This window comes from Campylobacter sp. RM16192 (genome assembly GCF_004803855.2).
GTDB lineage: Bacteria > Campylobacterota > Campylobacteria > Campylobacterales > Campylobacteraceae > Campylobacter_A.
In genome coordinates, this window is sequence record NZ_CP012552.1 from 813,787 (window position 1) to 837,731 (window position 23,945).

The 23,945-nt window shown below is 35.8% G+C and carries 22 protein-coding genes; 18 read left to right on the forward strand and 4 right to left on the reverse strand.

The features are described from left to right. The 4 genes from gatB (at window position 1) to CDOMC_RS04210 (ending at window position 4,881) form a co-directional block, all read left to right on the forward strand. The gene (gene gatB / locus CDOMC_RS04195) at window positions 1-1,419 is read left to right on the forward strand and encodes an Asp-tRNA(Asn)/Glu-tRNA(Gln) amidotransferase subunit GatB (RefSeq protein ID WP_172128191.1); all 1,419 of its coding nucleotides are present in this window, start codon (window positions 1-3) and stop codon (window positions 1,417-1,419) included. 1 nt (window position 1,420) lies between these two features. Then, window positions 1,421-2,329: an NAD(P)H-dependent glycerol-3-phosphate dehydrogenase gene (locus CDOMC_RS04200; RefSeq protein ID WP_172128193.1), complete on the forward strand. Its 909-nt coding sequence runs from the start codon at window positions 1,421-1,423 to the stop codon at window positions 2,327-2,329. A gap of 39 nt (window positions 2,330-2,368) precedes the next feature. Beyond that, a complete protein-coding gene (locus tag CDOMC_RS04205) occupies window positions 2,369-3,430 on the forward strand; it encodes a glycoside hydrolase family 3 N-terminal domain-containing protein (protein ID WP_236861351.1) in 1,062 nt (353 codons plus the stop codon). Between the two features lie 137 nt (window positions 3,431-3,567). Continuing rightward, entirely contained in the window at window positions 3,568-4,881 is a 1,314-nt protein-coding gene (locus CDOMC_RS04210; RefSeq protein WP_172128195.1) for an amidohydrolase, read from the forward strand. A gap of 291 nt (window positions 4,882-5,172) precedes the next feature. Here CDOMC_RS04210 and CDOMC_RS04215 read toward each other — a convergent pair whose 3' ends face one another. From CDOMC_RS04215 to rarD, 4 genes are all read right to left on the reverse strand, one after another. Then, window positions 5,173-6,453 (reverse strand): dihydroorotase, encoded by a 1,281-nt coding sequence (locus CDOMC_RS04215; protein WP_172128197.1) that lies wholly within the window; start codon window positions 6,451-6,453, stop codon window positions 5,173-5,175. A gap of 2 nt (window positions 6,454-6,455) precedes the next feature. Continuing rightward, window positions 6,456-7,385 carry an aspartate carbamoyltransferase catalytic subunit gene (locus CDOMC_RS04220; RefSeq protein WP_172128199.1) on the reverse strand — a complete coding sequence of 310 codons (930 nt, stop codon included), beginning with the start codon at window positions 7,383-7,385 and terminating at the stop codon, window positions 6,456-6,458. A 78-nt stretch (window positions 7,386-7,463) separates the two neighbouring features. After that, complete coding sequence (locus tag CDOMC_RS04225; protein ID WP_172128201.1) at window positions 7,464-7,916, reverse strand: hypothetical protein; 453 nt, start codon at window positions 7,914-7,916, stop codon at window positions 7,464-7,466. Window positions 7,917-7,951: 35 nt separating this feature from the next. Next, window positions 7,952-8,842, reverse strand: coding sequence for an EamA family transporter RarD (gene rarD, locus CDOMC_RS04230; RefSeq protein ID WP_172128203.1), 891 nt, complete (start codon window positions 8,840-8,842; stop codon window positions 7,952-7,954). Between the two features lie 170 nt (window positions 8,843-9,012). Between rarD and CDOMC_RS04235 the strand changes: the two genes are divergently transcribed. The 14 genes from CDOMC_RS04235 to ilvA all read left to right on the forward strand — a co-directional run bounded on the left by CDOMC_RS04235 (window position 9,013) and on the right by ilvA (window position 23,853). Further along, window positions 9,013-10,353, forward strand: coding sequence for a class II 3-deoxy-7-phosphoheptulonate synthase (locus CDOMC_RS04235; protein ID WP_172128205.1), 1,341 nt, complete (start codon window positions 9,013-9,015; stop codon window positions 10,351-10,353). 170 nt (window positions 10,354-10,523) lie between these two features. Next, the gene (locus CDOMC_RS04240) at window positions 10,524-11,486 is read left to right on the forward strand and encodes an NAD(P)-binding domain-containing protein (protein ID WP_172128207.1); all 963 of its coding nucleotides are present in this window, start codon (window positions 10,524-10,526) and stop codon (window positions 11,484-11,486) included. Continuing rightward, on the forward strand, window positions 11,487-13,634 hold the full coding sequence (locus tag CDOMC_RS04245; RefSeq protein WP_172128209.1) for a vesicular transport factor Uso1p: 2,148 nt from the start codon (window positions 11,487-11,489) through the stop codon (window positions 13,632-13,634). Beyond that, window positions 13,631-14,326 (forward strand): tRNA1(Val) (adenine(37)-N6)-methyltransferase, encoded by a 696-nt coding sequence (locus CDOMC_RS04250; RefSeq protein WP_172128211.1) that lies wholly within the window; start codon window positions 13,631-13,633, stop codon window positions 14,324-14,326. The genes CDOMC_RS04245 and CDOMC_RS04250 overlap by 4 nt, the downstream gene beginning before the upstream one ends. After that, window positions 14,320-14,691: a YkgJ family cysteine cluster protein gene (locus CDOMC_RS04255; RefSeq protein ID WP_172128213.1), complete on the forward strand. Its 372-nt coding sequence runs from the start codon at window positions 14,320-14,322 to the stop codon at window positions 14,689-14,691. Before CDOMC_RS04250 ends, CDOMC_RS04255 begins: the two co-directional genes overlap by 7 nt. After that, a complete protein-coding gene (locus tag CDOMC_RS04260) occupies window positions 14,667-15,926 on the forward strand; it encodes a tetratricopeptide repeat protein (protein WP_172128215.1) in 1,260 nt (419 codons plus the stop codon). The genes CDOMC_RS04255 and CDOMC_RS04260 overlap by 25 nt, the downstream gene beginning before the upstream one ends. Continuing rightward, window positions 15,923-16,708, forward strand: coding sequence for an indole-3-glycerol phosphate synthase TrpC (gene trpC / locus CDOMC_RS04265; protein ID WP_172128217.1), 786 nt, complete (start codon window positions 15,923-15,925; stop codon window positions 16,706-16,708). Before CDOMC_RS04260 ends, trpC begins: the two co-directional genes overlap by 4 nt. A gap of 1 nt (window position 16,709) precedes the next feature. Beyond that, on the forward strand, window positions 16,710-17,201 hold the full coding sequence (locus CDOMC_RS04270; RefSeq protein ID WP_172128219.1) for an HIT family protein: 492 nt from the start codon (window positions 16,710-16,712) through the stop codon (window positions 17,199-17,201). Window positions 17,202-17,415: 214 nt separating this feature from the next. Further along, window positions 17,416-18,684, forward strand: coding sequence for an ankyrin repeat domain-containing protein (locus tag CDOMC_RS04275; RefSeq protein ID WP_172128221.1), 1,269 nt, complete (start codon window positions 17,416-17,418; stop codon window positions 18,682-18,684). A gap of 12 nt (window positions 18,685-18,696) precedes the next feature. Continuing rightward, window positions 18,697-19,443: an SDR family NAD(P)-dependent oxidoreductase gene (locus CDOMC_RS04280; RefSeq protein ID WP_172128223.1), complete on the forward strand. Its 747-nt coding sequence runs from the start codon at window positions 18,697-18,699 to the stop codon at window positions 19,441-19,443. Between the two features lie 21 nt (window positions 19,444-19,464). Continuing rightward, the gene (locus CDOMC_RS04285; protein WP_172128225.1) at window positions 19,465-21,153 is read left to right on the forward strand and encodes a Na+/H+ antiporter NhaC family protein; all 1,689 of its coding nucleotides are present in this window, start codon (window positions 19,465-19,467) and stop codon (window positions 21,151-21,153) included. 7 nt (window positions 21,154-21,160) lie between these two features. Next, complete coding sequence (trmA, locus tag CDOMC_RS04290; RefSeq protein WP_172129643.1) at window positions 21,161-22,264, forward strand: tRNA (uridine(54)-C5)-methyltransferase TrmA; 1,104 nt, start codon at window positions 21,161-21,163, stop codon at window positions 22,262-22,264. Next, window positions 22,254-22,658 (forward strand): CoA-binding protein, encoded by a 405-nt coding sequence (locus tag CDOMC_RS04295; protein WP_172128227.1) that lies wholly within the window; start codon window positions 22,254-22,256, stop codon window positions 22,656-22,658. Before trmA ends, CDOMC_RS04295 begins: the two co-directional genes overlap by 11 nt. Next, complete coding sequence (ilvA, locus tag CDOMC_RS04300) at window positions 22,642-23,853, forward strand: threonine ammonia-lyase (protein WP_172128229.1); 1,212 nt, start codon at window positions 22,642-22,644, stop codon at window positions 23,851-23,853. Before CDOMC_RS04295 ends, ilvA begins: the two co-directional genes overlap by 17 nt. Window positions 23,854-23,945 lie beyond the last annotated feature (92 nt).

The following is a 23,945-nucleotide window of genomic DNA, read 5'->3' on the forward strand; positions in this document are numbered from 1 at the left end:
ATGTTTGAAGTTGTAATTGGTCTTGAGGTTCATACCCAGCTCAATACGAAGACTAAAATTTTCTGTTCTTGCTCTACAAGTTTTGGAGATGAGCCAAATACTCATGTTTGTCCTATATGCTTAGCTCTGCCTGGAGCTTTACCAGTACTAAATAAAGAGGTTGTAAAAAAGGCCATTAGTTTCGGAACCGCTATAAATGCAACTATTAATAAAAGATCGATTTTTAATAGAAAAAACTATTTTTATCCGGATCTTCCAAAGGCTTATCAAATTTCTCAATTTGAAGTTCCTATCGTAGAAAAAGGCGAACTATATATAGATGTAGATGGAAAGAAAAAAAGAATAGGCATAAACCGTGCGCATCTTGAAGAAGATGCTGGCAAAAACGTTCACGAAGGAAGTGTGAGTTTTGTGGATTTAAATCGCGCCGGAACTCCTCTGCTTGAGATAGTAAGCGAGCCTGACATGAGAAGCAGTGACGAAGCCGTAGCATACCTTAAAAAGCTTCACTCTATTTTAAGATTTTTAAATATCAGTGATGCAAATATGCAAGAAGGAAGCTTTCGTTGCGATGCTAACGTAAGCATTAGACCAAAAGGCGACACTAAGCTTTATACAAGAGTTGAGATTAAAAATCTAAATTCTTTTAGATTTATTCAAAAAGCAATTGATTATGAGGTAGAACGTCAAAGTATAGCGTGGGAAGACGGCACTTACAGTAAGGAAGTTTGCCAAGAAACACGCCTTTTTGATACTGTAAATTTAGTAACTAGATCCATGAGAGGTAAAGAGGATAGTGCTGAATACAGATATTTTCCAGATCCCGACCTGCTTCCTGTAGAAATTCCTGATGATATGTATAATGAAGCGATTAAGATTCCTGAGCTTGCGGAGCAAAAAGTAGCTAGATATATTAAAGATTATGGAATTAAAGAAGATGATGCCAATAATCTTGTAAGCACCGTCGAGACGGCCAGATATTTTGAGGATCTAATAGAGGCTAAAATCTCTCCTAAATTATGTGTCACATGGGTATTGGTTGAGCTTCTTGGCAGACTTAAAAACGGAGTTACTATTGAAAATTCCCCAGTTAATAGTGCTAAAATGGCAACTCTTTTAAATAGAATAGAGGACGGCACTATAAGCGGAAAGGCTGCTAAAGATGTTCTTGATTTTCTTATGGAAAACGATATAAGCGTAGATGATACCATAGAAAAATTAGGACTTAAACAAGTAAGCGATGACGGAGCTATATTGTCTATAATAGACTCTGTTTTAAATGCTAATGCTGATAAGGTTGCCGAGTATAAAAGTGGCAAGGATAAGCTCTTTGGCTTCTTCGTAGGACAGATTATGAAAGAGGGCAAGGGTGCATTTAATCCAGCAAAAGTAAACGAGCTCTTAAAAACAAAGCTTTAAGATGAAAATAGCTGTCATTGGGGCTGGAAAATGGGGAAGCGCACTATTTCATGCCCTTTCTAGAAACAATCAGTGTATAATAAGCTCTCGTACTGCTCGTGAAATTTCACATTTTGTGAGTGTTGATGAGGCTATGAAGGCTGAATTATTGGTTATAACCATCCCTACTCAAGCTACAAGTGATTGGCTAAAGGCAAATTTTAAAAATTACAATCAAAAAATTTTAGTAGCATCTAAAGGAATAGAGACTAAAAGTTCAAAATTTCTAAACGAAATCTATGAAGAACATACAGAAAAAGAAAACTTAGCTTTTCTTTCAGGACCAACTTTCTCAAAAGAGGTCCAAAATGAAATGCCTTGTGCTCTTGTTGTAAATTCTACAAATTTAGAGCTTGCAAGTGAGATTTCAAAACTATTTCCAAAATATATGAAAGCTTATGTTTCAGATGACGTTATAGGAGCTGAAATTTGCGGAGCTTATAAAAATGTCATAGCTATAGCCGGTGGAGTTTGCGATGGGCTTGGACTTGGAAATAATGCCAGAGCCAGCCTTATATCCAGAGGGCTTGTGGAAATGGCTAGATTTGGCAAATATTTTGGAGCTAAAGATGAGACATTTTTAGGACTTAGCGGGGCTGGAGATCTATTTTTAACCGCTTCAAGCGTTCTTTCTCGCAATTATAGAGTTGGTTTAGGACTTGCCAAAAATGAGAGCCTAAATAAGATACTAAACGATTTAGGAGAAGTGGCTGAAGGTATAGATACATCTTATGCCATAGAAAAAATTGCTAAAAAAGAGGGAATTTATACTCCTATTGTAAATGAAGTAGCTGCAATGCTAAATGGAAAAGAGATTCAAAAAAGCTTAAACGATCTTCTGAATAGAAGGCATAATTTCACTAACTTCTAATTCAAATTTGGCTTAAAGCCTCCTATGAAAGGATAAAATTTGAAAAAAATTTTAAATTTATTTCTTTGTTTTACGTTTTTTAGTTGTATTTCCTTTGCGGAAGAGAGACCTACGCTTCGCAAAATGATAGCTCAGATGATAATGGTTGGCTTTAATGGCTCAAGCTTAAATGATACCATGTCCGTAGTATCAGATGCAAAATATCAACGTTTTGGCGGAGTTATTGTATTCGGAAAAAATATAAGCACAAAAGACAATTTAAAAAAGATAACTTCTGCATTAAAATCAGCTCAAAGTGGAATTTTTATTGCAATTGATGAAGAGGGTGGGAATGTCACTAGATTTAAGGATAAAAAAGGATTTAATACCTTTATCTCTGCCAGCGAGGTTGCCAAGACTCTTGATTTAAACGGTGCCAACGAGCTATATAAAAAGATGGCAAAGCAGCTAAAAGATCTTGGTATAAATTTAAATTTTGCTCCCGTTGTTGATCTGCTAAATACAAATTCTCCGATAATTGCCTCAAAAAATAGAGCGTTTAGTAAAAATATAGATGAGGTTTCTTTATACGCTAATGAATTTTTAGATGCCTTTAGTGAGGTTGGAGTTTTAACGACTCTTAAGCATTTTCCGGGTCATGGTTCGGCAAAAACAGATTCACATATAGAAAAGACAGTGATAGAAAATTTTGATTATAGCGAGCTTAAACCTTATTATGATGCGATTAAAAGGGATAAGTCCAAGCTAATAATGATATCTCATGTCTATTTGTTAGATAGAGATACGCAGTTTCCTGCCTCTATGTCGAATGATATTATAGGCAATTTACTTAGAAAAGATTTGAAATTTGATGGTGTAGTTATAAGCGATGATATGTTGATGGGCGGACTGAATGGTTTTAGCATGACGCAAAAAGTTGTAAATTTCATAAATGCCGGTGGAGATATACTGCTATTTAGCGAATTTATGATAGGAGAGCGCAGAACTAGCGAGTATATTACTCAAGTGATTGTCGATGCCATAAATTCCAAAAAGATCAAAAAAGAGCGCATAGAAGAGTCTTATGATCGCATAATTAAGCTAAAATCTGAACTTAAATAAACTTTTAAATATTTGATTAAAAAATAGTTATTTTTAAATACGATTTATTAAATTTAATTTGATTTTTAAGTTTTTAGAATTAAATTTGAGTTATAATATTCAATTAAGATTTCTAATTTAATATAAGGAGCGAAAATATGGATCATATTCAAACTAAAGTTGAAAATTTAAAAGAAGAGATGATTGCAAACAGGCGATTTTTCCACTCTCATCCGGAAACTGGTTGGTTTACATTTTTTACTACCGCAAAGATCGCTTCCATAATGAAAGGCTACGGATATAGTCTAAAAATGGGTCGCGAAGTAGTAAAACCTGAAGCCAGACAAGGGCTTGGCACAAAAGAAGCCATGCAAAAGTATCTAGAAAGAGCAAAAAGCTTGCTAAGCAAAGAGGAGCAGGAGTTTTTGCCTGTGATGGAAGACGGCTTAACCGGGCTTGTGGCCGAGATAGATACCGGAAGAGCAGGTCTTACTACTGCGTTTAGATTTGACATAGACGGTGTAGATGTTACCGAGAGTAGAGAGGCTTCACATAGAGCGAGCAAAGATGGCTTTGGAGCCGATATAGACGGCATTATGCACGCTTGCGGACATGACGGACATATCACGATCGGGCTTGCGCTTGCTAGGATCATAAGCGAAAATTTAGATGACTTTAACGGCAAATTTAGGTTTATCTTTCAAACCGCAGAAGAGGGCACAAGAGGTGCTGTCGGAATGGAGCCAACCGGTATACTTGAAGGGATTGATTATTTACTTGGCGGGCATATCGGCTTTCAGGCAAAAAAGAGTGGCAGCATAATTTGCGGCACAAACAAACTTCTAGCCACATCAAAATTTGACGTAAATTTTAAAGGCAGATCGGCTCACGCAGCAGGTGCACCACAAGAGGGAGCTAATGCACTACTTGCAGCTGCCGAGGCTGCTATAAATATGCATGCTATCACGCGTCACGCCGATGGAGTAACTCGCATAAACGTTGGTGTTTTAAGAGCTGGCGAGGGCAGAAACGTAATCGCGCCAAACGGCTACATAGCCTGCGAAACTCGCGGCGAAACAACCGAGCTAAATGAGTTTATGTATCAACGATGTATGGATATCATAAAAGGCGTTAGCATCATGCATGGCGTTGAGTATGACGTGAAGCTAACAGGCGGCACAAGCGGCGGAGATAGTAGCAAAGAAGTGACTGAGCTTTATGAAAAGGCTGCTCTAGAGTCGCCATATATCAAAAATGAGCTTATCGTGAAAGAATTTGACTTCGGAGCTTGCGAGGACTTCGCGCACTTCATGCAAGCGGTGCAAAAAGCGGGCGGCAAGAGCGGCTATCTCATGATAGGCACAAACCTTGCTGCAGGTCATCATAACTGCTGCTTTGACTTTGATGAAAATGCCTTGCTGGCCGGCGTGGATGTATTTTTACGCTCGGTTTATATGCTTAACGGCAAATAAAATTTGATTTGCAGGCCCGATTATTTTGGGCTTGCAAATTTTACTGAAATTTTGGCTTAAATTTTTGAATATATTAGTAGTTAGCTTATTTTGCCAACTCAATAGGAAAAATTTGAGCTTTATCCTTTTGCTTTATAGTATAAAAATATCAACTACCTAATCTACAACTTTGACTGAGAAAATTTTGTTCCATTGCGCGCGTGGCAACAGGATTAAATTTAGTGGTAGAGCAGAATTTACAAGCCAAGCTTTAAATTTGCTTAGCTTGTAAGCTTGGTTTTTATTTTAACTTCACGCCACTACATTAGGGAAATCAAACACCACTTTTCCGCTTTTTATTGTCTTTACGGCAGCGCCTTTTAGGGTTTTGCCTATGAGCGGAGAGTTGCTTGATTTGGATTTATTTAAATTTTTATCGTAGACATACTCCATATCAGGATCTACTATGACAAGATCAGCAAGCATTCCTTTGGCTATCACACCTTTATCTTTTAAATTTAGCATTTTAGCTGCGTTTGTAGAGGTTAGCTCGACCATTTTTTCATAGCTTATGAGCCCGTCTCTTACTAAATTTAATGTTAGCGGTATTAAAGTCTGAAGCCCTAAAATTCCAAACGGAGCCTTATCAAATTCTATAAATTTCTCATCGTCATGGTGCGGGGCATGATCAGTTACGATAACGTCCACTAGGCCGTTTGCGATGGCTTCCCTTACGGCTGTTACGTCGCTTTTGGTTCGAAGCGGTGGTGACATCTTGAAATTTGTATCGTAGTTCATAAGCTCATCTTCGGTGTATGTAAAGTGGTGCGGCGTAACCTCGCAAGTGACGTTTATGCCCTCATCGCGAGCTTGTTTAATGAGCTTTAGCGACCACTCTGAGCTGACGTGGGCTATGTGGATATGTCCGCCTGTTAGCTTTGCAAGAAGCAGGTCGCGCGATACCATGATCTCCTCTTGCTCTCTTGGCATGCCTTTTATACCCAAAATCGCCGAGACTCGCCCCTCGTTCATATGTCCGCCGTGGCACAGCGAGCAGTCTTGCGAGTGGTTTATCACAAACGAGCCAAAGTGCTTGGAGTATTCAAGCGCATATCTCATCACGTCGCTGCTTGCTACGGGTAAGCCGTCATCGCTAAAGGCAACTGCGCCTGCGTTTATCATATCGCCCATTTCTACGACTTTGTTTCCGTCCATGCTCTTTGTGATAGCACCTATCGGAAGCAGGTCGATAAGCCCTCTTGCCTTTGCTTTGGCGATCATATCGCGAGTGATTACGGCATTATCGTTGATCGGGTTTGTATTTGCCATAGGAAGGCAGGTTGTGACACCTCCGGCGACCGCGCTTTCGCTACCTGAGTTTATATCGTCTTTATATTCAAGCCCGGGATCGCGAAAATGCACGTGCATGTCGATGAGTCCAGGCATCACAAGCTTGCCATTTGCGTCTATGATAGTGTCCGTCTTTGGCTCATCGGTGGTGATATCAGCGATCATTTCGCTTTCTATTAGAATATTTGCTTTTTTGGTTTCGTTAAAATTTACTATAGTTGCGTTTTTTATAAGCGTTGTCATCTTTAGCCTTGTTTGTTTGAGATTAGAGTGTGAAGGATCGCCATTCTTACGGCAACTCCGTTTTCGACTTGATTTAGTATGTGAGTGTAGCGCGGATCGTCGGCAACGTCCGAGTTTATCTCTACTCCGCGGTTGATAGGTCCCGGGTGAAGTATCATCACGTCATCTTTGGCAAATTTCATCTTGGCTCTGGTAAGGCCAAAGAAATTTGAGTATTCGCGCACGGATGGGAAGGTAACCTCGTCATCTTGGCGCTCAAGCTGGATCCTTAGCATGATGATTACGTCGGTATCTTCAAGAGCTTCTTGCATGCTTTTGCAAATCCTGCAACCAAAAGCCTCCATGCCAGTTAGCATCATAGGCGGTCCAAACAGCTTAACCTTTATACCAAGAGTTTGCATGGCGTAGATGTTTGAGCGAGCTACGCGGCTGTGAAATATATCTCCGATTATGGCTACGGTTAAATTTTCTAAATTTCCTCTGTGTTCAAGTATGGTAAAAAGATCAAGCAGGGCTTGACTTGGATGTTCGTTTAGTCCGTCGCCTGCATTTACCACGTGAGCGTCAGTGTTTGCCGCGACAAATTTCGCAGCGCCTGAGCTATAGTGCCTAACTACCACGATATCGGTTTTCATCGCAACTATGTTGTTTATAGTGTCAATTAGAGTTTCGCCTTTTTTAGTACTGCTTTGCGAAGAGCTAAAATTTATGGCGTCCGCTCCAAGGCGTTTGGCTGCGATTTCAAAGCTGGTTCTTGTGCGCGTGGAGTTTTCAAAAAACGCATTTACCGTCGTTTTGCCGTAAAGAGATTTTGCTTTTTTCACGTCTGAATTGTTTAGAGCTTTAAACTCTTTGGCTAAATTTAAGAAGTGGTAAATCTCATCTTTGGTTAAATTTGAAGTTGTTATGAGGTCTTTTTTGGTGTAGCTCATATGTGGTTCCTTTTTTTTGACTGTTAAATCAAAAAAGCAATACTACACCAAATTTACTTAATTTTTAATATTTTAGCCTTAAATCCTATCAAATTCGCTCTTGAGTCTATCTCTGATTTCATCATTGATTCTCTCACTGTCTTTTAAATTTTCATCTATTAAAGTATCAAGTTTGTTTAGAATTTCAAATAGCTCCGCTTCCCATTTTTCACTATCTTTATTGGCATTCATAGTCTCTATAAAAGTTAATTTCTTACTCATTTCGCTCAGACTTTCTAAAAATTTGTCTTTTAAATCATCGCTTTTTAAGGCATCGTCATAAAGTGCCATATTTTTAAGTTCTCTTAGTTCATTGTTAATCAGCTCGCAAAATTTCTTATATTTATCTACAGAAATTTGTCTTAAATTTTCAGGAGAATTATTTGCTACTACTCCGCTTGCATCGATATTTTGTGTTATTTTTTGAATTTGCATATAAATAATTGCAACTACCGCAAGAGAGACTATAATAGTCATAGTAAAAATATCCATAAATTTCCTTTACCTAAATTTAAAGCCAGATTATACTAAATTTTTGCTTTTTTATTCGCATACACTGAAGATACGCTAACTATAGCAAGGGCAATCCAAATAAGTATAAAAGATATAATTTTGGCGTTATTTATCTGCTCGTTATAAAAAAATATTGCTATTAAAAGTTGCATAGTCGGAGAGATATACTGCATATAACCAATTGTGCTTAAATTCAGTCTTAGTGTGGCTGAATTAAAGAGTAGAAGAGGTATCACAGTAAGTGGTCCGCAAAGTGTTATAAAAATCCCAAACCACGAAAAGCCAAAGTGTCCATCTCCGCTTGCACCGATGAAAGACAGGGCTATAAGTGCTATTGGTGCTACCATAGTAGTCTCTACAAACAATCCTTCTAATGAAGGGATCTTAATTTGTTTTCTAACAAGCGAATATACAGCAAATGATAGTGGCAAGATAATAGATATAAAAGGAAGTCCGCCCACATCATAAATTTGGATAGAAATAGCGATAAAAACAATCAATATCGCAATTTTTCCTGCGTTTGAAATTTTCTCTTTTAATACTATTACGCCAAGAAGCATAGTTAATAGCGGATTTATGAAATAACCAAGACTGGCGTCTACTATTTTGTTTATATTCACGGCGTAAATATAGATAGACCAGTTTAGTGCTATAAGAATTCCGCTTACAAATAATAAAATTGCTGTTTTTTTATTTAAAAACAGAGCCTTAGTTTGCAAAAGCTTTTTGCCAAATTTTAGCAAGATATACAAAAACACTACCGACCAAATAATGCGGTGAGATACTATCTCGGCAAAATTTAGCTCATATAGTTGTTTGAAATATATTGGAAATAGCCCCCATAGCAAAAATGCGCTAAGACCATATATCATCCCTGATTTTGTTTCGTTTTCGTAGTTTTTCATAAAATTTACTTTTTTATTTTTTAAGGTGCATTTTATTCTTTGTGTAATTAATCAAAACTGAGAGAGCGAAAAATGTTACTTGATAGAGCCAAATTTGGTTCAAAAGCTGTTTTTATTTGTAATAAAAGTTCTTTTTGGCTAGAATCTAGCTTATTTTTAAAAGGTATGATATGAATTGGACTAGAAGCTCTTGGAGAGAATATAATATTTTACAGCAGCCAGTATATCCTGATTCGCAAGAGTTAAAAAGCGTAGAAGATAAATTAAAATCACTTCCTCCTCTTGTTTTTGCCGGTGAAGCTAGAAATCTAAAAAGAGATTTGGCTAAGGTTTGCGCCGGTGATGCTTTTTTGCTTCAAGGTGGAGATTGCGCCGAGAGCTTTTCAAATTTTAATGCAAATAATATTAGAGATATGTTTAAGGTTCTGCTTCAAATGGCCATTGTTCTTACTTTTGCCGGACGTTGCCCGGTCGTAAAAGTAGGGCGAGTTGCAGGACAGTTTGCAAAGCCTAGAAGTAGCGATTTTGAAGAGGTTGATGGTGTAAAGTTGCCAAGTTACCGAGGCGATATCATAAACGGTTTTGAATTTAACGAAGCCGCCAGAGTTCCTGATCCAAAGAGGATGATAGAGGCTTATTATCAATCAGCTTCCACGATGAACCTGCTTCGTGCCTTTGCGCGTGGAGGTTTAGCCGATCTTCACGAGGTGAATAGATGGAATTTGGGCTTTATTAAAAAAGCCGAGCTTGGAAAAAGATATGACGAACTAGCTGGGCAACTTAGTCAAGCGCTTGCTTTCATGGAGGCTTGCGGTATAAATTCTCAAAATACCCAAGAGATAAATCAGACAGTAGTTTATACCTCTCACGAGGCTTTGCTTCTACCTTATGAAGAGGCTTTAACCAGAGAGGATAGCTTGACCGGAGATTGGTATGACTGCTCAGCACATATGCTTTGGATAGGCGAAAGAACAAGAGGACTAAATGATGCTCATGTGCATTTTTTAAGTGGAGTTCATAATCCAGTCGGAGTTAAAATCGGACCTAATACAACCGGAGAAGATGTAATAAAACTAAGTCAAAAGCTAAATCCAAACAACGAAGCGGGAAGACTAAATATCATCGTTAGAATGGGTGCTGATAAGATAGGAGATAGGCTTCCTTTGATACTTAGAGAGACTAAAAAAGAGGGGCTAAATATACTATACAGCATAGATCCTATGCACGGAAATACCGTAAAAGCGTCAAATAACTACAAAACTCGTGAATTTAATAAAATTTTATCGGAAGTTAAGAGCTTCTTTGAAATTCATAAGGCTGAAGGCACTTATGCTAGCGGAGTTCATCTGGAGATGACCGGTCAAGATGTAACAGAGTGCGTGGGCGGCGCGTTTAATATAACCGAAAAGAGCTTAGAAAATCGCTATGAGACTCAGTGTGATCCAAGGCTAAATGCTGATCAGGCTCTTGAACTTGCTTTCTTAATAGCTGATTTTGTAAAGAAAAACTAATATACTTATTATTTAATACCAAGGCAGTCATATTGGCTGTTTTGGTATTTAAAGATAACAATTACCAAGCTTCATACTTTAAATATTTTAAAATTTTATAAATTTACTTAACTTTTAATAGAAATTTTGCTAAATTATCAATAAAAATTATTAAATAATGGAGAAAGTATATGAGATGTGTATATGATATAGTTGTAATAGGCGGAGGTCCATGTGGAATCGCTACCGTTGTGGAGGCCAAAGCAAATGGATTTAAAAACGTTTTATTACTGGAAAAAGGCGATAATCATAGTCAAACGATAAGGAAATTTTATAAAGACAATAAACGTGTAGATAAAAGCTACAAGGGTCAAGATAGCACTATTCACGGAATAGTTGGTTTCGATGATGGCACTAAAGAGAGCACGCTTGATTATTTTGATGAGTTGCTTGATAACAATGAGATTGATACCGCGTTTAATTCAGAGGTTGAGAGTGTTAAAAAAGAAGATAGCGGCATATTTCATATAACTACATCAACAGCAGGATACGGAGCTAAAAATGTGGTAATTTCAATAGGCAAAATGGGGCGTCCTAATAAACCTAGCTACAAAATTCCGCCATCTTTAAATTCTGTTGTAAATTTTAACCTTGATTCTTGCTCTAGCAATGAAAAAATAATTGTAGTGGGCGGAGGAAACTCTGCTGCAGAATATGCGGTAGATCTTAGCGAAAGAAACGATGTAACTCTAAATTATAGAAAAGATAAATTTACCAGATTAAACGATATAAATGAGGCTGCTGTTATGGCACTTTTTAATGCCAATAAGTTAAATTTAAAGCTTGGCGTAGATATTGAAGGGCTTGAAAATGAGTCTGGAAAGGTAAAAGTCATTTTTACTGATGGAACAAGTGAGATCTTTGATCGTATAATATATGCTATAGGTGGCTCTACTCCCGTTGATTTTTTACAAAAATGCGGTGTAAAGCTAGATGCCGATAAGGATCCAATCGTAGATGATGACTATGAAAGTAGTGTAAAAGGGCTTTATATAGGTGGTGATATAGTGCTAAAACATGGCGGTTCTATAGTTTTAGCTTTAAATCACGCGCATAAAGTAATACAAAGCATTAAGGATAAAGGCAATATCTAATTGAATAGGCTTAAAATTGTAAATTTAACTCTATTTGCACTGTTTGGCATTTTACTTGCACTTAGCTTATATTTTGTATATATAAATACCGGTAAAAAATATAATCCTAGGCAAGATCAAAATGAGGTTGCTATCCATGTTTTAAGCTTTGATGAGCTTCCTAGAAACGAGCAGGAAAAATATGTTAAAAAAGATAATCTTGATACTTACGGTAAATTTCTAACGCCAAAAAGCTATGAGAAAAATTTAAAAATTAGCAGCATAAACGAGCCTATACCTAGTGATTTAGAGGAATTAAAACGTCAAGTAAGCGACCTAAGAGTTCAAAACAAGATACTTTATGATGACAATATAGATTTAGTGAGTAAAAATTTAGAGATAGCAAATTTACTAAGTTCTAAAGATGCAAGCCTATCATATAAAAATATAAATTTAAGAATGATAATGGACTCTGAGAAGTATTTGGAGACAATAAATGATCTTACGAAAAAACTAGAGGAGAGCCAAAACGAAAATTTGCAAAGCTCTAAAATTTCATCTCAAAAGATTGTCAAGCTTCAAAATGAGATTGATTCTTTAAGAAACGAAATGGTTAATAGGCTTAATCAGTTTGAAGGGGATAAGGCTCAGCTAATCTCAAAAAATAGTGACGAAATGAGCAAAAATCTAAAGACTCAGATGGATGAAAAGCTAAGACTTGAAAAAGAGCTTTTAAAGATCACCGGCGAGCTCTCTAAGATAAAAGATGAAAATGCTAGAATGACCGATTCATTAAGTTTAAAAGAGTTTGAATTTAAAAGAGTAGAAACCGAGCAAAAGGATAAGGTCTTAAAGATACAGGCTGCAAGTCAAGATATGATAAATACTTTAAATAAGGAATTTGAAGTCAAAAAAAATGAATACGAAAAAGATATAAAATCAAAACTTAATGAAATAGAGGCTCTTAAAAGAGAGCAAAATTTGCTTAAAGAATCGCTTGATTTAAAGTCAAAAGAGCTTGAGAAAAAGCTTGCGGAGTTAAATTTAATAAACGAAAAAAATGATAAATTTATATCTTTAAATAAAGAGCAAAATGCCACGATAGAAAATCTTAAGTCAAGACTTCAGATTGAAAGAAGTGGTTTTGAGAAGGAAGTTGCCGGGATGTGGAGCTTGCATAAAAAAGAGGTTGAAAAACTTAAAAAACAGCTTAATGAATTAAGCTCAAATTTGCAAAATACAAAAGATGAGCTTGAGAAAGAGATAACTAAATTAAAAGAGCAAAATTTAAAAAAAGATGAACAGATAATTCAAAGCGAGTCAAATATAACCTCTCTTAATGCAATGTTAGCCACTCAAAAAGAGAGGCTTGAGAGTGAGATATTTGCAAATAAAAAAAATATTCAAAACTACAAAATATTAAACGATAAGATCACATCTTTAATACAAGGTAATGCAATTATAAGCAAGGAGGCGAAAAAACGAGTAGATAATGCGGAAATTGCCGTAGAAATTCATAAAAAAACCATTGATGAGCTAAATTCTACTCTTGCTCTTAAAGATAAAGAGATAAGTGAGATAAATTTAAGGCTAGAAAAAATAAAAAACAGCCTTGAAATTCAAACCAAAAAAAATGAAACATTGACGCAGAGTTTAAAAAATAATCAAAATCCACTCTCGTTGGAAGTATCCGAGCTTAAAACCAAGATTTCACAGCTTATGCAAGAGAGCGAATATCTAAGTAACGAAAATGATAATTTAAAAAAGATAATTCAGCTAAATTTTAAGGCTGAAGTACCTAAAAAAGTGGTTTTTATAGCATCTATAGAGTGCGATGATATGGTTATAGGCTCAGATAAGCCAACTACAATGTGTAAAAATAGAGTAAGTGAGTTTATTCAGCGCTATAATTCAAACTATTTTTTTGAGATTATACCTATAGTTAGTCATGGAAATTTTATAGCTACCTCTAAAGTAGCTCAACTGATACCAAAAAACGAGCTTGAAAAGATAAATTTATATGCGAATTTTGGTATAGGAAGAGAGAGGGCAAAAACTGCCGGAGAGCTTATAAAAGATGAATTTGGAGACTTTTCTCGCATATCTTATAGTAATGAAATAATAACATCAGATAATAAGCAGGGTTTTGTTATAAAGGTGTATCGATGAGGCTCATGCAGCCTAAAACAGGGTATCGGTACAACTCCGATACAATGATGCTCTATGACTTTGTGTCAAAAATAAAGCCAAAAGGCAAAGTCCTTGATGTAGGATGCGGATGTGGTATATTGGGGCTTTTGTTAAAACGTGATTTTGCTAGTATTAATATTGATATGCTTGATATTCAGGAGTCAAATATAAATTTGGCAAAACAAAATGCCGACACAAACTCTATTGAGGCAAATTTTATTACAGCCGATTTTTCTAATTTTAAAAGCGATAAAAGATATGATCTTATAGTCTCAAATCCGCCTTTTTATCACGATGGGTCCAAAAAAAGCGAGAATGAACATATAAAAATTAGTAGATATAATGAATTTTTGCCTCTTGAAAATTTGATCAAGTCGTCAAATTCGCTTCTAAAACCTCATGGAGCTTTTGTGTTTTGTTATGATGCAAAGCAGCTTAGTGAAATTTTAATATGTTTAAAAAAGTATAAATTTACGCCCTCAAGGCTATGCTTTATTCATCCCAAAGCAACTATTGAAGCAAATTTAGTTATGATAGAGGCGAAAAAGAGTTCAAAGGCGCTAATGAAGATATTGCCCCCTGTTTTTGTTTTTGAAAATGATAGATATAGTGAGGTTGCTAGTGAAATTTTTGCTAGAGCAAATACTCTTAGTGAGGATTTTGATTGCTAAGACAAGATGGATTTGATTACGAATTTGACTCTACTAAGTGCTCTGAGTGTGGCGGTAGGTGTTGCACGGGCGAAAGTGGATATATATGGATAAGTCCAAATGAAATTTCAGCTCTTGCTGGATATCTTAGTCTTGATGAAGGCGAATTTAGAAGCAAATTTTTAGAAAAGCATGGTTATAAATTTAGTATAAAAGAGAAAAATTATAACGATGGCTATGCCTGTATATTTTTTAATGAGAGCGAAAAAAATTGCTCTATTTACGAGTTTAGGCCAAAACAGTGTATGAGTTTTCCTTTTTGGGATTATTTTAAAAATCATTTTGATGAATTGGAGAGAGAATGCGTGGGAATAAGGCGATTGTAGGAATTTTATTAATATTTTCCATGTTTTGCATAGGAGCGGCTAACGAAGATAAAAAATTTGATGAAAATCTCTATATACTTGAAGCGCTTATGGCGGTTGATAATTCTAAACACGAAGATGCCGTTGGTATCTATAAAGAGCTTTTTAAAAAAACTAATAAAACAACCTATTTAAAAGAGGCTTTGAAATTCGCATTTGTTTCAAATAGCTCTGATTTTAATGAAATTTTAAAACTTGCTGAGCAAAATTTAAAAGACGATCCTGATTTTTTGCGCATCAAAGGCGCAAAACTAATGGGACAAAACAGATTTGAAGAGGCTAAAGAGGTATTGGAAAATTTGGTCAAGAAAGATCCTAAGCCTAGAAGTCATATAATGCTTGGCTCTCTTTTTTCTATGCAGCATAAGAATGAAGAGGCGCTGGCTCAGTTTCAAAAAGCTTATGATATAGAAAAAAGCGACGAGAATTTGATCAGGATTGCTGATTTTCTTTATAATAAGATGGGTAGAAATCAAGAGGCGATAAGCTATCTTGAGACATCAAGAAGAATCAATGGTTGTAGCGTGCATGCGTGCATGACTTTGATAGACTTTTATATCCATATGCAACAGTTTAATAATACGATTGAAATCTACGAAAATTTGTATGAAATTACAAAGGAAAAAGATTTTCTAAATAAGGCTCTTGGAATTTATGTTTATCAAAAAAACTATGAAGATGCTATTAAATTTCTAAAAAAATATAATCATAACAATGATGCTTTGATGGAAATTTATGCTATGACAGGAGATTTTGATGGTGCGTATAATAAGGCAAAAGAGATTTTTGACAAGAGCTTTAATATAGAATATCAGGTTAAAATGGCAATATATCAATACGAGCGCGATTCTAAAAAAATGACTAAAAAAAGCCTTGATGAGATCATTTATAACTTTGAAAAGTCTGTAGGCAAGCTTGATAATCCTGTATATTTTAACTATTACGGATATTTGCTTATAGATTACGATGTGGATATTAAAAAAGGCATAGAGCTCGTTAAAAAAGCTCTTGAAAAAGATCCAAAATCTGTATATTATATAGACTCTCTTGCGTGGGGTTACTTTAAACTTGGAGATTGCAAGAAAGCCGATGAGCTTATGCAAGGAGTTATGCATGATAGTGATTTTATAGAAAGCGATGAAGCAAAAGATCATATAAGAATGATAAAAGAGTGTTTGCAGAAGAATAAAAAATGATACTTGATCAGATCATAGAGCGAACAAAAGAGGATTTAGAGCAAAGAAAGGCCAAATTTCCTCTTGAGTGGCTAGGTAGAAGTCTTGCTTATAATCCTTATGCGCCTAGAGATGTTATGAGCGTATTAAAGTCTAATGAAAATGAGCCTCTTAAAATAATCGCTGAGGTTAAAAAAGCTAGCCCCAGTAAAGGTATTATTAGAAGTGAATTTGAGCCTATTTTTATAGCCAAAAACTATGAAGATGGTGGAGCTAATGCGATCTCTGTTTTAACTGAGCCTCATTACTTTAAGGGAAATTTGGAGTTTTTAACTCAGATTAGAAGATATACGGCAACTCCTCTACTTAGAAAAGATTTTATCATAGATAAATATCAGATAGTTGAGGCTCTTGTTTATGGGGCCGATTTTATACTTTTGATAGCTAAGGCTCTAAGCAGGGTTAGGCTAAAAGAGCTTCTTGAATATGCTCATCATCTTGGGCTTGAGGTTCTTGTGGAGACGCACGATAAGGAAGATATCGCTAAGGCGATTTTTGCTGGAGCGAATATAATAGGAATAAATCATAGAAACCTGCAAACTTTTGAAATGGATATGAGTTTATGTGAGCGTCTTATACCGCTTTTGCCTCACAATAAAATCATAGTGGCTGAAAGCGGACTATTTGATCACGAACAACTTGTAAATTTAAATAAAATAGGTGTCGATGCTTTCTTGATCGGAGAGCATTTTATGAGACAAGATGATATTGTAAAAGCGGTTAAAACCATAAAGGAGGGGTGAGATGGAGCATCTTTGTGCGCCTTGGAGAAGTGAATATTTTAGCAAGAAAATGTCCGGATGTGTATTTTGCGATGTTGTAAAGCATCCTGAAAATGACGCAAAAACCGGAGTTTTGTTTCGTGCTAAATATTGCTTTGGTGTAATGAACCTCTATCCATATACTCCAGGACATTTTATGGTCATACCTTACGAGCATGTCGAAAAAATTGAAAGCCTAAATGATGAAACTTGGATTGAGATGAGCAGATTTGTAAGAAAAGGTGTGGAAATTTTAAAAAAAGAGCTTGGCGCAATGGGTGTAAATATCGGTATGAATTTAGGAAAAGCCGCAGGAGCAGGGATAGCTGAGCATGTGCATTATCATCTGGTGCCAAGATGGGAGAGAGATACTAATTTTATAACATCTATTGCCGATCTAAGAGTCAATGGAGTGCCTTTTCATCCGCTATATGAGAATCTGAAAAATGCTTTTGAAAGTGTTAAATTTGAGTAAAATATAGAAATAATTTAAATTCTTTAAGATGTTTTATCTAAATATTGCAAAAAGCCATTCTCATTTAAAAAATATTGTTATATAATCGGACTTTATGAAAGTATAAAACGAAATTTTGTAGAATCTCATAACTAAAATTTTGTTTTAAAAATTTTATAAAAATGAGAGTGATTGGCTCGGATTTAATCTAATTCTTAAAAAGAGGAGTTGCAAAATGAGATCTGCCATCAAGGCTATCTTGTTATTTTTATTTTTTGTACCCCTTGCTTTCGGAAGTATATTAGATGACGGCAGGCTTGATTGCGATGAAATTTTAGCAAATAAATCTCGCGTTTTTTTTGATAATTTCAATCTTCAAGCGGCTGGATTAACGGATATTGACTTTAAGTGTTCAAGCTCTCTTTTAAATTTAAAACATATAGAGAATTTGCTTGATATATCAAGCAAAATAAGATCAGAGAGTCGTTCTTGTGTAGGCAAAATTGCGGATATAAATTTAAATAATTTTAAATTTATGCTTTTAAAAGCCGGAATTGTGCCTGAAATTTATGCAAAAACACTTAGTGAAGCTGAACAATACGAAAAAGAGCTTGAGCAAAATAGAGCATTTTTTAGATATTGGGGGCATCAAACTCTTTCAAATTTTTTACTGTTTAAAGCATTTAATAAAAACTACAATGAAGCTCTTGCTCCCATGATAAAGCACTATATGGGTAGCTTTAGAATGGATGAAGGCAGTGCTATTTACTATGCCACAAAGATTGTAAATGAGTTTTTAAAATTTGCGATTGCAATACAAAAAGAGAATTTCTTAGCCAATATTCCAGATATTAGCGAGGTGCAAAAACGCGTAAGCGATCCTCAATTCTCAAAGCATGATATAAATGAGCTTTTATATTCTGGAAAAATTTCTAAAGATTCATTGCAAAAAGCTTTTGAAACTGCACTTCTTTATGATAAAAATATAGATATTCTTAAAGAATTTATACAAATAGGAGTAGATATTAATAGCGGATATGAGAGTCCTCTTTTTTTCGCTCTTAATAATTTAAAGAGTGTTGAGCTTTTACTTGAAAATGGAGCTGATGTAAATTATTCCAATTTACTTGGACAAACCCCTCTTTTTAGAGCCGTAGGACTAAACGATATTAATCTAGTAAAGCTACTTGTTGATCACGGAGCTGATGTGAGTAAGAGGACGATTGATATAAATACAAAGCTTGCTTATACTTCAAATTTAGGTGAGGTTTTGCCAAGCTATATAAAACCTTGTGATTTTGAACATACTTCAAGGACTATTTTTATGGAAGCCGCTCGTAAAAGCGATGTTGAAATTTTAAAATTTTTAATAGCCATAGGTGTCGATTTAAATGCTGTAGATGATGCTGGATTTAATGCTTTTGATTATGCGATAATGGGTAAAAAAGAGGCGAATTTACAGTATCTAAAAGCTCTTGGCTTAAAGTCAAATTTTGATAATTAGAAGGAGTTGCTAGTGAAAGGAACGGCTTTTATAACCGGAGCCACATCTGGATTTGGCGATGCGATAGCCAGAAGACTATCAAAAGAGGGGTATAAAATAATCGCTATAGGTCGCCGAATTGATAGATTGAAAAAATTGGCTCAGGAGCTAAAAAATACTCATATAATAGAGTGTGATATCAGGGATAAAGATGCTGTTTTTGAGGCTGTAAAAAATATTCCGGAATCTTATAGGGATATTGAAATTTTAGTTAATAATGCAGGTCTTGCGCTTGGAGTGGAAGGCATATTGCAAACAAATGTAGAAGATCTTGAAACTATGGTGGATACCAATATAAAAGGACTTTTATATTCTACTAAAGCCATTTTGCCTATCATGGCTGCCAGAAAGAGCGGATATGTATTTAACTTAGGATCTACTGCCGGCGCTTGGCCATATCCTGGAAGTCATGTTTACGGTGCTTCTAAGGCTTTTGTAAAACAGTTTAGTAGAAATATAAGAAATGATTTAAAAGGTAGTGGTATTCGCGTTACAGAGATTGCGCCTGGTATTTGCAAGACCGAATTCAGCGAGGTTAGGTTTAAGGGCGATATAGAGCGTGCTAATGAGGTTTATGCCGGCTTTGAGCCTATAACCTCTCAGGATATAGCAACTATTGTGGTAAATTGTATAAATATGCCAAAGCATGTTAATATAAATGTTATAGAGTTGATGGCTACTGCTCAGACATGGGCTGGGCTTCATGTGGAGAAAAATTAAATTTAATACAAAGGAAAGAGAGTGCAGAGGTTTTTATTCTTATTTTTATTACCTATCTTAGCTTTTGCTGTAGATCCTGAAGTAGCGGCAAAAAACGCTCAGACGTTTGGTATTTGGACGCTTGTACCACCTATAGTGGCTATAGTTTTGGCTTTTATAACAAAAGATGTTATTTTATCGCTTTTCATAGGTGTTTTTAGTGGAACTTATTTGATAAGTATTGCAAATAACGGTGTTTTTACCTCTTTTGTAAAGGGCTTTATAAGTATAGTTCAACGCATAGTAGGCTCAATGGCAGATAGTTGGAATGCCGGTATTATTCTTCAAGTTCTTTGTATCGGAGGTGTTGTTGCCTTAATTACAAAAATGGGCGGCACAAAGGCTGTAGCTTTATGGCTTAGCAAAAGAGCAAAGACTGGAATTTCGGCACAGATTTCAACCTGGGTTATGGGTCTATTTGTGTTTTTTGACGACTATGCAAATGCTTTGATCGTAGGTCCAATTATGCGCCCTATAACGGATAAATTTAAAGTTAGTCGTGAAAAATTAGCGTTCATTATAGACGCTACCGCTGCTCCTATAGCCGGTATTGCTATCATTTCTACATGGGTGGGGCTTGAAATCTCACTTATTAAAAACGGTTATGAACTAATAGGAGTAACAGATATCAATGCCTTTGGAATATTTGTCGAGACAATTCCTTATAGATTTTACAATTTATTTATGCTCTTTTTTATAGTTTGTACCGCTTTTATGGGGCGAGAATTCGGAGGTATGTTAAAGGCTGAAAGGAGAGCTCGCACAGGAGAGCTTCACTCAACCAAGTCAAGAATGGTGGATGTCGAAGATAAGACTCTTGAGCCAAAGGAGGGTATAAAGCTTCAAAGTTCAAATGCTGTTATTCCACTTTTAGTCCTTATAATAGGCGCATTTGTTAGCTTTTATTTCAGCGGATTAAATGCCTTGCAAGGAGAGGCTCTTGAAAAAGCCACGGCAAATCCGTTTACGTTTGAAACGTTTAGAGAGACATTTGGTAACGCCGATGCGTCCGTTGCTCTATTCCAATCCGCGCTTTTAGCGACTATAGTTGCAATCTTTTTAGGTATATATAGAAAAATATTTAGCGTAAAAGAGGCTATCGAGACATGGGTTAAAGGCTGGAAAACAATGATAGTAACGATTGTTATCTTGCTTCTTGCTTGGAGCTTAAGCTCTGTTATAAAAGAGCTTGGCACATCAAGATATCTTGTCGATATGCTATCTGCCTCTACGCCTAAGATAGTCCTTCCTGCAGCTGTATTTATTCTTGGTTCATTTATATCTTTTTCTACAGGTACAAGCTATGGAACAATGGGAATTTTAATGCCTCTTGCCATTCCTCTTGCAAATGCTGTAGGAGTAAATAGTGGACTTGAAGGAGACGCACTTCATGCCTATATGATAGTAAATATCTCAGCTGTTTTAACCGGAGCCATATTTGGCGATCACTGTTCGCCGATATCAGACACAACGATACTTTCATCAATGGGTGCAGGATGTAATCACATAGATCACGTTCAAACACAGATGCCTTATGCTCTAAGCATATGCGCAGTAAGTATTCTTGTAGGTTATATGCCTGTATCTTTAGGGCTTAGTATATGGCTTGCTCTTCCTCTTGGCTTTTTGGCAGTAGTGTTATTGGTTAGATTTGTAGGACAGAAAGTTTAATTTGAGTTTGGATTGTAAATTTGTTTCAGAGTGCGGAAGCTGCACTCTGAATTTACCTTATACCGAGCAAATAGAGTTCAAAAAAGAGTATATTGAGCGAGAATTTAAAGATTTTTATGCCGGAGAGTTTGAATTTTTTGCTTCGGAACCAATTTGTTATCGTAGTAGAGCAGAGTTTGGAATTTATCACGACAAAGACAAGATAAGCTACTCTATGCGCGGTAAAAATCAAAAATTTGTAATGATTGATGAGTGTTTGAAGGTTGATTCTAAAATAGTCGTTCTTATGCCGCCTCTTTTAAGATATATAGAAACAAATAGAAATTTAAGAGATAAAATTTTTGGAATCGAGTTTATATCAACCAAAGATGAACTTTTGGTAGTGCTTTTGTACCACAAGGATATTTCAAATTTAAAGAGCGAATTTGATGGCATGGCACAAGAATTTGGAATTTTTGTTATCGCAAGAAGTAGAGGCAAAAAACTGATAACTGGAAGCGAAAATTTAAAAGAAAGATTGAATATACTTCAAAGAGAGTATAAATTTATCTTGGGTGATGGAGCCTTTATTCAACCAAATAGAGCCGTCAATGAAAAGATGATAGGTTGGGCTAAAGATTGTGTAAAAGATAGCCGTGATATGCTTGAGATGTATTGCGGACATGGAAATTTTACTATTCCGATGGCTGATAAATTTAATAAAATTTTAGCCACGGAGATTTCAAAGAAGTCAATTGAAAACGCACTTAAAAATTGTGAATTAAACGGTGTCGATAATATAAAATTTATTAGACTTTCGGCAGATGAGCTTATGCAAGCTTTTGCCGGTGTGAGAGAATTTAATCGCTTAAAAGAAATAAATTTGAGCGAATTTAACTTTTCTCATATCTTAGTAGATCCTCCTCGCGCAGGTCTTGAGTCAAGTGTAATAAATTTTATAAAAAATTATGAAAATATAATCTACATATCCTGTAATCCGACCACTTTAAAAGAGAATCTAAAAGAGCTTTCCAAGAGCCATAAAGTAAGTAAATTCGCAATTTTTGATCAGTTTGCCAATACTACTCATATAGAGTGCGGAGTGCTTTTAAGGAGCAAAAATGATAATTGATGATATATTAAAAACATCTAAAAATATAGCTATAGTAGGTCTAAGTCCAGACGAGAGCAAGGCTAGCCATATGGTAGCTAAATTTCTAATCAAAGAGGGATTTAATATCTTTCCAATTTATCCCAAAGAGGATGAAATTTTAGGTCGCAAAGTCTATAGAAACTTAAGTGAGATAGATGAAAAGATAGATATAGCCGTTATGTTTAGAAAAGGCGAATTTGCTGAAAATTTGATAATGGAAGTCATAAATTTAGGCATTAAAACTCTTTGGCTTCAACTTGGTATCACAAATAAAAATGCTAAAATAATAGCTAAAGAAAATAATATAAATTTTGTCGAAGATAAATGTATAAAAATAGAGTTAGAGAGGTTTAAAAATGATATCGTTAAATAAAATAATACAAGCCAAACGCACCATAAGCGGATTTGTAGATAAAACTCCGTTTGCATATAGCACTAGACTTAGCCAGATGAGCGGAGCTAGCGTATATCTAAAAAAAGAGAATTTGCAACGTACCGGAGCTTATAAAATAAGAGGTGCATATAATAAGATAGCAAATTTGAGCGAAGAGGAGCGCAATAAGGGTGTAGTTGCTGCAAGTGCAGGAAATCATGCGCAAGGTGTCGCTTTAAGCGCTAGAGAGTTTGGAGCTAAGGCTATTATCGTTATGCCTGAATCTACACCACTTTTAAAGGTTGCCGGTACTAAGGCTCTTGGTGCAGAGGTTTTACTAAGCGGAGATAATTTTGACGAAGCTTATGAATTCGCTGTGTCCTATGCCAAAGAAAACGGCATGAGCTTCATACATCCATTTAATGATGAATTTGTAATGGCTGGTCAAGGAACAGTAGGGCTTGAAATGCTTGATGAGATAGCAGATCTTGATATGATAATAGTTCCTGTCGGCGGCGGCGGGCTAATAAGCGGCATAGCAAGCTGTGTTAAGCAGGTAAATCCGGATATCAAAGTAATCGGAGTAAGCGCAAAGGGCGCACCTGCAATGTATAATAGCTTTAACGCAAAAAAAGTCATAAACTCAAAATCGGTTCGTACAATAGCCGATGGAATTGCTGTTAGAGACGCTAGTGAGATAACCTTGGCTCATATTGTTGAGTGCGTTGACGAGATAGTGCAAGTAGATGATGAAGAGATAGCTAATGCGATCTTGTATCTTTTGGAAAATCAAAAGATAGTCGTAGAAGGTGCAGGAGCCGTAGGCGTAGCATGTGTTATGCACGGTAAGGCAAAGATCAAAAAAGGCTCTAAAGTAGGCATAGTCTTAAGTGGCGGTAATATCGATGTGCAGATGTTAAATATAATAATAGAAAAAGGCCTTATCAAGTCATCTCGCAAGATGATTATACAAGTAACATTGATAGATAAGCCCGGCGCACTTTTAAGCTTAACAGATGCGCTTAAAGCCGCAAATGCCAATATCGTTAAGATAGATTACGATCGCTTCTCCACTGAGCTTGAGTATGGCGATGCAAGTATTATCATAACGCTTGAGACAAAAGGCAAGGATCATCAAGAGCAGGTTAGCAAAAGCTTAAAAGGCGCAGGATTTGAGTTTAGACAAATTTTTTAATATAAAGTAGTGATATTAATACTAAATTCATTATTTTTTGCTAAAAAGCTTTAAAAAAGGAGAATATATGATTGATTATATGATTTTAGCAC